Raw genomic sequence first — 11,495 nt, 5'->3', positions numbered from 1 at the left:
CTTTACCACTTAGTGAAGTCCGCCTTCTCGTCAAGGAGGAACTGATAATTCTTGAGTGCGCGGAGCTCCGCGAGCGTACGGGCCTTGATGACCTTGCCGCGATATACGGGGATCATTGCAGTGCGCTCTAGCCTCGATTGGGTGCTGAAGAGCTGCATCTGATCATCGTAGCTCCCTATATCGGGCTCTGTGGAGAGTATCGCATCCTTGTCACCCGAATTGTAAAAGTTGGCGTAGCAGCCAGTAGCTAACCCCTGCACTCGGTCTACGTAGTTGCGACGGGAGAGGATGTCCATGTACCGCCCGCCAAGCATCTCTCTGATGTGGCTCTTCTCTTGCCCCTCAGAGCTGTACCATCTACTTGTGTGTATGATACGTCGAGCTTTCTTGAGAGCTGCGGATGAGGCATTGCGCCATTCTTCGGTGAAGCCGAACTTAATCCCATACGGGTGGTTCGTGAGCTGGGTGTTCTGTCGTCGTAGCTGGTGGGTAAAGGAGATGCTGGGGTTCTTTGTGGCGGCGAGCACAGTAGTGTCGCGCTGCGGGGAGCTTAGCGTGCTGCATACGCCCGTAATCGCCCAGGTGTAGCCAAGGGCTGAGGGCATAGTGCAAGCCTTCCTGTTAACAGAGCCTAGACCATCGTCGGTGATGACTGCTGGGGTGAGATTGTCATCCTTTGTCCCCTGTAAAGTTTTGGCTCGTGTTCCGAGCATCCCCGCCTCTGGGAGCGTCCAATACCTATAAGATGGGCTATTGATGTAGTACTGGCATTTGCCGTAATATCCCTTGATGTCAAAGGTGCCGATCTCTGCGTAGAGGAGGTTACGGAGGTCCTTGAACTCCTCATAGCTAACGTTGTCGTAGTACCCATGTCGGAGGTAGAAGATCCACCGCTCCTCGTCTCGTCGGCCTAGGGGGATGTTCTCTCCGATCCGCATCGAGGGGAGGGTTTCCCCAGGCTGCCAGTGCAGCGGTGTGGCGGCTATCCAAGTCTCTCTGTGTTCTTGCCAGTGCGGCTCCCAGTCCTCGGGCTTGTCCGACGAGGTGAGCCACACGTCCAGCTCCTCATCGATGAGCTCTGTGAGCACCGAGGTATAGAGGTGCGTCGCGCCTGCAGGCACAGCGGCCACGTAGTCGCGGTACATGATGGGGTACTCCTTGTTCGAGAGACGAATGATACGGATGACCTTGCCCTCGGCATCTGTGAAGACGGAGGCGATGGACACCCCGCGCTCGTATCTGTAGCGATTTTGGTAAGGCGCGGGCTGCTTATCTTCTGGGGAGTACACCCCGATACTCTCGTTGTCGCTGTCGGTATAGCCGTTATTGCAGATCGGGAAGCGTACGCGTTTATAGCCCGATACGGGGATCTTGATATAGGCATAGAGGTTGCACCCCTCCTCATTGGTAAAGGCCGCCAGGTGCTTATAGATAAGCGACTCGACGGCTACCGAGCCGTCCGCCTTGGTGCCCTTGGGTACGCGGATGTAGTGCTGGAGCACGGGCTTCAGCACACTGATGACCTCGGTCGAGGTGTACAGCTTGCCCTCGGGCATTCGTGGGCGCTCCAGGAGCGAGGAGTAGACGTGGTAGTCAGTGCCTGTCTCGCCGTCATGCACGCCCTTGTACCAATAATGCGGCTCATTGACCCACAGTCCGCCCTCCTCGGCGCTGGAGAGGTCCGAGGGGGTGCAGCGCTTGAGCTCCGTGGCATCGGCATAGTAGCCCGAGTGCTCGTCTCTGAGCTGGTAGACGACCATCTCGCCGCGACGCGCCTCAATGCCGCGCCAGCGGTGGCGTGCAGCAGTGATGCGTAAGATGTGCCCTGAGGGCTTGTAGGGCTGTCCTGTGCCGTAGCCCGTGTTGTTGTCGCGGTTGAACCACTTATCCATGACCGAGAGGTCTACGGGTAGCCCCTCCTTGCTGGTCCAGCGATTATAGTAGCCTATGACCGTGTATTCAGGCTGTTGGATCGACAACTCTGGGAAGTGTGCCGTCAGTCGCGCGAGCTCCTCCTCCTCGAGGTACTCGGTGAGGCGGTAGCTCCCCACCAGCGCGCAGGTCGTGGTGAGCGCTCCTGAGGCGCTGAGGCCTCCCTTGCCAAGGAAGCGCGTCAGCCAGCTGGCTGAGCCCTCCATCTTGACGCCTACAATGCGCAGGTGCGTCACGGCGCTCAATTCCTCTAGGAGCTGCTCCCAGCTGATGAGGGGACAGTCCTCGAACCACAGACGGCTGATGCCATCGGTTCTGAGCCCCTTGAGCCCTTCGCGCTTGAGCAGGGGTAGGTGTACCAGGCGCAGCGTGGTGAGCGTATCGGGCAGGCGGAGCTCCGTGATGGGCGCCCCCGAGGCAAGGGTGATGTCAGTAATCCCCGTATTCGAGGCGTCGAGGCTCTTGAGACGGCTGTTGGCCGAGAGGTCCAGGGAGCGCAGGGAGGGGGCTTTAAGCCCTGCCACCTTCAGCTGCTCGAGCTGGCTGCAGGCGCCGAGGGTGATGGCTGTGAGCGTCTGCTGCCCCGTGCTGCAGCTGAGGTCGAGAGATCGGAGCTGCGTGCAGCGGTCGAAGTTTGCCGTGCCGACGATGTAGGCACTGACTTCCGAGAGGTCGATCCCTGCCATGCGGCTCGCCCCGTAGAGGTTCTGCGGATCGTTGACGATGAGGTCCGTGTCGAGCGTGAGCGTCACCTTGCTACCCGCCTTGTCGGCACGAACGCCCGAGACCTGCGGCGCCTTGGAGGTGTATCCATAGCCGAAGTAGTAGCGCTCGCTGGCGGTGATGCCTATGCGCTTTTTGTCGCTGGAGAACTTATGCGAGAAATAGAGGCGCAGCGCGTCGGCGCGGTAGGTGCCCGCCAGGTGCTGCGCGTCCAAGAGGGCGAATCGGTCGCCGATGATGGCCGTTCGGTGAGCATAGCGTGCCCCCTGCAGACAGTAGAGGTAGTCGATGGCCTGCTCTCTGAAGGGCGTGAGGTACTTGTACTCCCCGTCCTTGTTGTAGACGCGCTCGGGCCAGTTGCCCATGAACTTGCCGTTGAGGACCTCGAGGACATGCTCCTTGCTCATGACGCCACGGATCTTCTGCGCCACCTCGTCGAGCTGACTAGGCAGTGCCTGGCGTACGAGCTGCCAAAGCAGGGAGTCGTGTCCCGCATAAGCGTAGGAGCCGATGCTCTCGTCGAAGCTCTCCTCGTCGATGGTGTAGTCATAGACCAGCTTACCATCATTGCGCACGCCAAGGACCGTATCATTGTCATAGGGGAGGAAGTACCACTTACGGGCGTCCCAGGTGGCGAGCATCATATTCTTCGCGCGTTGGTCGACCATGATGAAGTACTCGGTCATGACGTACCAGCCGCAGAGGCTCTCCACGTCGAAGTAGTCAGCGACCTCGCGCTGGAACTTTGTGGGCTTGCCCTTGCAGCTCTGAATCCAGGACCACAGGCGTCGAACGGCTCCCTTCTGCGCCTCGCTGGCGGCATCCCATTTGAGCCCGTCGGGATGACGGAACTCGAGGGCCGTCTTGAAGGCTGCCATGTTATCCGTCGTGAAGAGCGCCAGCGGCTCGCTGTTGTTGAGGAACTCCAGGCAGATGCAGTCGTCGCCTGAGAAGCCAAAGACGGCCTCGCTGCCCGCCTTGTCGTTGTTGAAGTTGTACTTGCCGAGATAGGTGTTCTCGCCCGCCGCCTGTCCTGCGAAAAAGGCATCGCAGGGGAAGCCGTCGACAGCGATGCGCACACCCTTATTCGCCTTCTGCGGGGGCGTGAGGATGCCCGCCTTGCGGAAGGCCTCGTCGATGAGCTTCGCGAGCCCCGTGTTATGCGTGGACGAGCTCTCGGCGAAGTCCGCCTTGATGGTGAAGATGGAGACGGGCACAGCGCCAGGGGAGAAGGCATACTTGAGCTCCTTCTGCTCGACGCCGCCCACCGTGAGCGTCGTGTTGTACTTCTTCTTTCGGTCGAGGTAGATGCGGTAGTTCTTACGCGGGTAGGTTGTGGACGAGGTTCCCTGTATGCGTAACCCTGCGCCCTTGCAGACAAAGTCGTATTCCTTGCCGAAGCCGCTGTAGAAGTAGACATCCACCTGCTCCTCGTATTTCTTGTTGTTGGTCTCATTGACCAGTGGCACGTTACCTACGATGCGCAGCACGCTCTTGCCCTGAGCGCGCAGCTTCTCGAGCGACACCTCCCCGCGCTCGCCGAGGACCTCATTGCGCTCGTAGAGGGCGATGAGCTCCGATGGTTCGGGGCGAGAAGCAATGTAGTTGCCCAGGAGCTCGTCGTCCGTCAGCGCGCGGCTGTAGAGACGGATGGCTCTGAGGTCGAGGTCGGCAGCCTCTGCAGAGGCGCGGAAGGGCATCGCCTCAGCCTGCAGGAGGCTATCCCCCTGCCCGTAGCTGACGACGCCCGAGCGGATGCCGTTGACGTAGATTTCGAGGAGCCTTGTACTACCCTTCGGATGCACGACGAAGGCCAGGCGATACCACTCGCCCGCGGCGAACTTAGTGGCGACCTCCGCCCCTGAACTGGTCTTGAGCCGTGCCTCGCCAGGGGTGATGACGATGCCCACCCCTCGACTGTCGACGCAGCTGAAGACGGCGCTCGATCGCTCGCGGGGGCTCGAGGTCTTAAGCTCTAGCTCTATGCTTGCCCCCGCCGTCATGGGGTCGCGGACAAAAAAAGCCGCGGGGATGGTCAGCTCGCTGCGCCCCGTCAGGTGCAGCGCTCCGTCCTGCCAGCCGCCCGCCGCCCAGTCGAAGTTGAGGAAGCGCGCCGCCACATCCCCGCTCTGCCATAGGGCGGGGTTCTCCTCGGTATTGGACCTGCCGAGGGCTGAGAGGGCGAGGCTGAGGCTATCGCTGACCTCGCTAACGGACACCTTGCCAGGCTTGACGCGCAGCGCCAGCTCGTAGCTTACGCCGAGGCGCGTGGAGAGGCTGATACTTGTGCGCCCACTCTCCGAGGCTCGGCTCTCATAGTCATGCGCCCCGCGTGCGACGGAGAGGATGCTAGGTGCAGCGCTGCCTACCTTGAGGCTGAGGCTTGCTGGCTGTTTGAGGGGGTCGTAGACGCCGTAGGCGAAGCTGTAGCGGGCGAACTGCTCCGCTAAGAGCTCGGGGGCGAGGTGCTCCGTCTCGCCGAAGATGTGTCCGTCCTCGCGGCGCATAAGGATGCCGATGCGTGGCTGCTCCTGCGTCGCTCCGACGTAGAAGTCGAAGTAGATGCTCTCGCTCTTGAGCTCTTCGGCGCCGAGGGAGAGCTCTGCCACAAGCTGTGCCGTGTGTCGTCCCTCGGAGAGAGAGGTAAGGGGGTGCTGCAGGCTTCCGCTCGTGGCGCCTGAGCGGGTCACGCTCTGCGCCCCCGCAGCCTTGCCGTCAATATAGAGCGTGACGGTCTTGTTGCCTACGCCTGTGACGAGGTAGGGGATGTTGAGGATGGTGCCAGGGGTATAACCGACGAGTCCCTCTGCAAGGGGGTGGCTCGTCGATAGGCTGATGCTGTAGGCGCGCACAGAGGTGGCGATGTTGCGGCGCTGGGTCTTGCCCTCGGGGTCGCTCACCTCGGCCGAGAGGAGCACGTCGAGCGTCCCTGCCTGCGTGAGGTAGGGGGTGAGGTCGAAGCTGTAGCTACCCGCGCTGACCTCGGGGGTCACACGCTCCAGGAGGATGGTCGCCCCGCGCCTCAGGGTCATCTTCAGCGTGGCACGCTGCCCCGTGGGCGCCGCCTCGCTATCCGCCGTCACGTGGCTATAGCTGTAGCTGAGGGTGGCGCTATCGCCGACCTTAAGCTGCGGCTTATCCACCGAGGCGCTCAGAACGATACGCGTAGTTGGGGCATCCCCGCCGCCGCCCTTGCCACCTGCAGGGATGCTCGCCGAAGCCACCTCTCCGCCCTCCTTGTTGAGGAGCTTGAGGGTGACGCTCGTCTCGTCCTCCGAGAGCTGAGCCTCTAAGGCGGAGATACTCGAGGCGCTGAGCTCTTGCAGCTTGGCCGACACGGCGGCATTGGAGACGGCGTTGGTGCTCTCGGCGGAGAGTGTTTCGTCCACCTCGACGATGTCGGTGGTGATGTGCACCGCGCCCGCCTCGTCGGGGAGCTGCTTCGCCCCGTTGAAGACGACGCTCTGCACAGTGCCGCTCTTGGTCTCGATGTTGACAATGCCCGACTCGTTAGGTGCGACCGTGCTGCCATTGACCGCCACCCCCTGCACAGGGGCCTTAGGGATGGTAAGGTCGACGTTGCCCTGCGCGTCAGGCTCCATCTTATTACCGCCTACCGAGAGGCTCTGAATAGGAGCGTCGGGGATGGGGACAGGCTTGTAGCTTCCATCGGCAGCGAGGTAGCTGTTGGGGTCGCCATCCGTTTGGATGAGCTTGACCTTAGCCTTGTCCTCGTCGCTGTAGTCGTTGGACACCTGGACGCTGAGCTGGGCGAGCTGCTCAAAGCCCGCCCCCGTGTAGACGAAGATGCGGCCGTTGTCCTTAGCGGCGGGCTTCGTCTTGTCGTAGATGGCTACGAGGTTGCCTGGGCGAAGGGGCTTGTCCCCCTCGCCCTTGGGCGCGCTGTCGGCCTTCATCGCCTCGACGCTCGTGTAGATCTTGCGCACACCTAGGGCGCCGCCCTCACGCGCTACCTCGCTGATGTAGTCGATGACGCCCGTGAAGAGCTTTCCGACCTCCTGCGGGGTGATACTCCCTGCTCCTGTGGCGCCTGCGATGGCGGCTGCCATGCGCTGTAATTCTTCCTGCTTCATTTTTTTTCGTGTGATTATCGTCTGCGTGCAGGGCCAGAGTAGCCTCCACCTACGGGGCCAGTGCCTCTACGGTCGGGGTCGTTAGGCTCAGAGCTCGTGGTCTCGGCGGGGCCATAGCTCACCAGGAGCGTCACATATTTGGGGAGGGTATCGCGAACTTCCCCCTGCCCTCCAGCCTCGCGAGGGTCGCTGGATCGAGGTGTGCGCGTGGCTCCAGTGATGTCCGAGGTGAACTGGAGGTTGCCCGAGGAGATCGTCAGCCAGTTGCCGTTGAGGCCATGCGAGGCATGCAGGTGTGAGGCTCCGTCGATGGTGAGTGTCCCGAGGGTGCTGTTGAGCGCATAGGTGTGCTCGTCGAACCTGAAGGTCACCAGCGCGCTGTGAGCGCTCTGCTCCTGGAAGTCTACGACATCCCCCTTGCCATCGTAGCTGAAGGTGCGGCGCGTGGCGCGCAGGATGTCGACCCCAAGGCGCGGGAGGGTGTCAGCGCGGGCGAAGGTCTTGGATTTCGGCTCTGTCCAAGCGCGCAGTATAGCCACGCTATTCCCCTGGGTGTATCGTTCGGCGCCGTCCGCGTATGTGCGCTTTCCCGACCAAAAGGCTGTGAACTCCCAGTAGAGCACCTCCCCGTTTTTAAGGGCTGGGAGCTCTTGCTTAGAGGCTTGATATATGTCACCAGCAAAGGCAATGACACCTGGGGTAACGCTGATTTTCCCCGTGGCCTCATTGCGGTTGATTTCACAGCCCCCGACAATGCAGTTGCCCCAAGCGTTGAGCGATGCTAGTAGGGGGGTGGACAGCGCAGCCTGGAGGAAGTAAAAGTCGTCGAGGGAGAGCGGATGGCCGCCCTCTGAGAAGGATAGTCTATGCATATGGGTAGAGTTCTATTGCGTAGCGTTTGCCCGCTGGTTTGTAGAGGTCAAGGAAGCGGCGGATTTCGGCCTCTTCGCTGGCGAGGAAGTCAGGGAGGTGCAGCGTGAAGTCAGGCTCTCGACTGCCCTCCTCGGCGAATCGGATTGTGGTGGGGTCACGCTGCTCCCGTGTAGAGTGGATGTATATGTTAGTTCGCCCCTCACCAGCCTGAAAGAGATAGAGCTGCCACTCGCTCGGCTCAGTGATGTAGATGACGCCCTCGGGGAGGCGGTAGCGCTCTCGGAGCGTCTCCACCAGAGAGATGGTCTGCCCCGTTACAGCTAGGCGCTTGCGTGACTGCTCCCTGAGGGAGGTGAAGCGTGCCATGAGGCTCGTTAGGGGCTTGAGGATGGCCCTCAGGAGGGCTAGCAGGAGCGGACGCCTCAGGATGGGCGGGAGCATATCCTCGGCGAAGCGCTCAGGGTCGAAGTTATACCACATAGGTCAGGGTGCTAGAGGGGTCAAGAAGGAAGCAGCCACTATAGGAGGTGTAGCCTAGGCCTGTGATGGGGTGCAGCTCGCCGTCGTGAGCTGCTGCCTCTACCTCTGAGAGGCTGACGTCTCGGACGCCTGGCACGGCCTGTAGGGCGTCGATGAGCTTGTTTCGATTGAAGGCGCCTCCGAAGGTGATGCCCCCGAGGTAGCGGATGATGGCCGCGCGTGCACGCTCCTCGCCCGTGTCGAAGCTCCGCCCTGAAGGGTCGAAGAGTAAGGGGTCTACCCAAAGCGTGAGCGAGAGCTTCAGACGGTCGGCGGGCACGCTGCGCACCGAGAGGATGGTGCCTGCTGGCTTGAGAGCGTTGATATAGCTTTCGAACGCCCTTAGGTTGTCCTTCGGAAGGGCTTCGGGGAGTCCGTCCTTGTCCGCCCCTGCGACGAGTATCTGTATGCTTCCCCCGAGGTCACGAACGGCTGCGAACTTCACGAGCCGTGCGGCCTCGTCCAGCTGTGCATAGCCCCACTGGCGGCTCTTCTCGTCGAGGCGCAGCGCGTGTCCGTGCTGGTACTCGAGCGCTTTTTGGTAGTACCAGGGCACCGTAGCAACGATACCACGGCGCAGCTGCTCGTCAAGCTCCTCGCGGTAGCCCTCAAACAGGCGCTCCATCACATGGTGCGCAGCAGCCGTGATGAAAAAGAGGATGTTCTCGATCGAGAGCAGGGAGAAGGAGCTGCGGAAGCTCGCGCCCTCCTCTAGCCCGTAGCGCTCGCGCACTACGGGGTCAGCCATGAAGGCGTCGGTCATGGCCTTCTTGATTTCGTCGACGTCTCTAGCCATCTTATAATCGATGAGGGCGAGCGCGCTCGCTGTGTATTTGCCAAGGGGAGTTCGCGCTTTGCTGCTCCTGGCTGAGGCGGGGTGCCCCGCCTATAGTGAGCTCCCCGCGGGCGACGAGCTGCAGCCATTCGGTGGCACGCTTATAGCGCTCTTTGCGTAGCTCGGAGAGCTTATAAGGGTTGTGGAGGGAGTAGATGTGGTAGATGGCGATGTCGATCGCGTACATGAGGATGAGCGCGTGGCGTGCCTCTCCTCGCGCCGAGAAGATGGCTGCCGTGTCGTAGCTCTTGTTGAGATAGCTCTCCATCTCACTGACTGCCCTGTCTTCGCAGATCTCTATGATGCTTGGATCATAGTCGGGGTTAGGCACCCCCGCAGCGCTCTCGCGCCTCACCAGCGAGCTGAGGATCTCCTTATGGAGCGAGGCGTCGTAATCCTTGAGGTCGATGAAGTTGTCCATTAGAGGCGGTAGTTATTTTTTTTATTGAAGCGGTCGAAGCCAATGACTACGGGGGGCTCCGACTCGCGCTGCTTGTCGTCCAGGACGCGGATGCCGCCCTCCAGGGAGTCAGGGCCGTCGGCTGGATAGGGCAGGTGCAGCTCAAAGAGCTTGCACTGCTCGATGAGCTCCTGCATCATGGGGTTGTCGGCTTCCTCCTCGTTGAAGAGCCAGCGGCCCTCGCGGTCGATGGGCTCAAGCCTCGTCTCTATACGTGTGGCCTTGTCCGTCTTCTTCTTCTCGTCAGGTCGGATGTAGAGGTTCTTCTTTCGCCGCTTGTTGGCCTCCAGGAGCAGCGGGCGGAAGACCTGCTGGAAGAAAGGATCCTGCAGCTTATTATTCTCGATGTAGTGGTAGAGTGGGCAGGCGCCTGCTACGTAGTCCTCAAGCTGGAAGTACCAGTCGATGAACTGGGCGTTGGTGGCGTGCCCGAGGAAGCCCTTAATGATGTAGTAGCGCCCGCCCTTCTTCCCTATGAGCCAAAGCGACTTCGTCGAGCTCTTTCGACTGCGGCTGTCGGAGTAGGCGGGGTCCCCGTAGGTGATGAGGAAGCTGAAGGACTCGAGGGGCGGCACCTTGCCGAAGGGGAGCTGCGTGAGTATTTTCCCCTCGCTGATTGGGTTGTTGAAGTACTCGGCTTGCTGAGCACGCTTGCTGATCTTCGACAGGGCGATATCGATGCTCTCCTCGCTGTTCTTCGCTGGCCAGATGCTGCGCCCCTCGGCGTCGCGTATGTTGATTACGTCCCAGTGGTCTGCCTGCCTGCCTGCACGGGCTACGCAGCAATCCTTGGCTATGATATTGCCACACCACAGCGAGAGGAGGGGCTCAGAAATGTCGCGTGTCCCGTACAGAGCCTGCTCCCACCACTCCCATTTTTTCTTTAGACGCTCCTCGTTGCGACACTCCTCGTCGGTGTCGAAGTCGTCGAGGTAGAGTACGTCGGGGCGCGAGTACTCGTTGCGCGCTCCTCGAGGTGCTGAGCCCGCGCCTATCGCTAAAAATTTACAGCCACAGCGAGCCGTGAACTCGCTCTCCGTCCAGGCGCCTATCGTCTCCTGAGGCCCGTAGAGCTGACGGATGCGCGGGTTGCTGGTGAAGTTGATGCGGTAGGGGATGAGCAGGCGCGTGGCCGCGTCCTCGGTAGCCGAGGCGCAGATGACAAAGCGCTTGCACCCCGTGAAGGCTAGGTACATCAGGCAGAACATCGCCACGGTACTCTTGGCGAGCCCTCGTGACCAGGACAAGACCTCGTACCACTCCCCATTGCTAATGATGCGCTTGATGGCCGCGCGCTGAAAGTCGGCGAAGGGGTACTTGGCGTAGGCGGGAAACATATGCTCGATCCAGGCGATGGGATCCGACTCAAGCCGCTTTCTGAGTGCCTCCAGCTCTTGAGCCGAGAGCGAGGTGTCGATGAAGACGTTGCTTTGGAGTGATCGGTGGAACTCCTCCCACTGAGCTAGGGCTTGCTTCTCTTGTAGCTTCATCGTCTCGCCCCTCCCGAGACGTCTTGTATGTAACTATTGAAGAGTGCCCCGAGCTCCTTAGCGCGCTCAGGTTCGGAGGAGCGCAGCCAGGCGGTCATACGCATGGCCACCGCTACGAGGTCCTCGATGCCTACGTCCTTCTCGAGCTTTTGGATGGCGGAGGCAATCTTGTTCAGGCTGTCCGCTTCGGCAGGCGTCGCCCAGCGCTCCCCAAGAGGTCGCTGCGCAATGCGCTCGTTAATGGCAGCTATCTGCGCGCGCAGCTGGCGTATCTGTTCGGCGGGGGTCACCGAGGTAGCTGCGCGCAAGTCCTGCCAGTGCATCTTGTTGGCCCAGCGCACCACCGTTTGGCGGCTCACTCCGATAATGCCCGCGATCTCCTCCTGCGTGTAGCCGTTGTCCACGTAGAGGCGCTGCGCTAGTGCCATCCGAGCACTCGCCGTGAGCTTCTCTGTATCCTTAGTCTTTGCCATTTCTCGCGTCATCTTTTACCGCAAAGTTCGGGCGCTTTTGTGTGCTTTTACAAATCGGATATTAGTCAGATAACGCGCTGTTTATAGCACGTAATC

7 protein-coding genes are annotated in these 11,495 nt (G+C 60.9%); all 7 read right to left on the bottom strand.

All coding sequences use genetic code 11. The annotated features are described in order from the left end of the window. Positions 1 to 2: 2 nt before the first annotated feature. The 7 genes from J4862_RS01925 to J4862_RS01895 are packed head-to-tail and all read right to left on the bottom strand — an operon-like array spanning position 3 to position 11,399. Entirely contained in the window at positions 3 to 6,749 is a 6,747-nt protein-coding gene (locus J4862_RS01925) for a CotH kinase family protein (protein WP_211789063.1), read from the bottom strand. 14 nt (positions 6,750 to 6,763) lie between these two features. Next, positions 6,764 to 7,621, bottom strand: a complete 858-nt coding sequence (locus tag J4862_RS01920; RefSeq protein ID WP_211789062.1) for a hypothetical protein — start codon at positions 7,619 to 7,621, stop codon at positions 6,764 to 6,766. Then, complete coding sequence (locus tag J4862_RS01915) at positions 7,614 to 8,102, bottom strand: hypothetical protein (RefSeq protein ID WP_211789061.1); 489 nt, start codon at positions 8,100 to 8,102, stop codon at positions 7,614 to 7,616. Before J4862_RS01915 ends, J4862_RS01920 begins: the two co-directional genes overlap by 8 nt. After that, positions 8,092 to 8,937 (bottom strand): hypothetical protein, encoded by an 846-nt coding sequence (locus tag J4862_RS01910; protein ID WP_211789060.1) that lies wholly within the window; start codon positions 8,935 to 8,937, stop codon positions 8,092 to 8,094. Before J4862_RS01910 ends, J4862_RS01915 begins: the two co-directional genes overlap by 11 nt. Position 8,938: 1 nt before the next feature. Then, the gene (locus tag J4862_RS01905) at positions 8,939 to 9,397 is read right to left on the bottom strand and encodes a phage protein Gp36 family protein (RefSeq protein WP_211789059.1); all 459 of its coding nucleotides are present in this window, start codon (positions 9,395 to 9,397) and stop codon (positions 8,939 to 8,941) included. Beyond that, positions 9,397 to 10,926, bottom strand: a complete 1,530-nt coding sequence (locus tag J4862_RS01900) for a hypothetical protein (RefSeq protein WP_211789058.1) — start codon at positions 10,924 to 10,926, stop codon at positions 9,397 to 9,399. The genes J4862_RS01905 and J4862_RS01900 overlap by 1 nt, the downstream gene beginning before the upstream one ends. Then, entirely contained in the window at positions 10,923 to 11,399 is a 477-nt protein-coding gene (locus tag J4862_RS01895) for a helix-turn-helix domain-containing protein (protein WP_211789057.1), read from the bottom strand. Before J4862_RS01895 ends, J4862_RS01900 begins: the two co-directional genes overlap by 4 nt. Positions 11,400 to 11,495 lie beyond the last annotated feature (96 nt).

The sequence above is a fragment of the Porphyromonas sp. oral taxon 275 genome, from assembly GCF_018127745.1.
Taxonomy (GTDB): Bacteria; Bacteroidota; Bacteroidia; order Bacteroidales; family Porphyromonadaceae; genus Porphyromonas.
The sequence above is the reverse complement of the archived record's forward strand: the minus strand, read 5'-3'. Positions and strand labels throughout refer to the sequence as shown.

What these genes read in the sequence shown, in the direction of transcription:
- J4862_RS01905 (WP_211789059.1), bottom strand. Translation starts at nt 9,397, where the DNA reads ATGGACAACTTCATCGACCTCAAGGATTACGACGCCTCGCTCCATAAG.
- J4862_RS01910 (WP_211789060.1), bottom strand. Translation starts at nt 8,937, where the DNA reads ATGGCTAGAGACGTCGACGAAATCAAGAAGGCCATGACCGACGCCTTC.
- J4862_RS01920 (WP_211789062.1), bottom strand. Translation starts at nt 7,621, where the DNA reads ATGCATAGACTATCCTTCTCAGAGGGCGGCCATCCGCTCTCCCTCGAC.
- J4862_RS01895 (WP_211789057.1), bottom strand. Translation starts at nt 11,399, where the DNA reads ATGGCAAAGACTAAGGATACAGAGAAGCTCACGGCGAGTGCTCGGATG.
- J4862_RS01925 (WP_211789063.1), bottom strand. Translation starts at nt 6,749, where the DNA reads ATGAAGCAGGAAGAATTACAGCGCATGGCAGCCGCCATCGCAGGCGCC.
- J4862_RS01915 (WP_211789061.1), bottom strand. Translation starts at nt 8,102, where the DNA reads ATGTGGTATAACTTCGACCCTGAGCGCTTCGCCGAGGATATGCTCCCG.
- J4862_RS01900 (WP_211789058.1), bottom strand. Translation starts at nt 10,926, where the DNA reads ATGAAGCTACAAGAGAAGCAAGCCCTAGCTCAGTGGGAGGAGTTCCAC.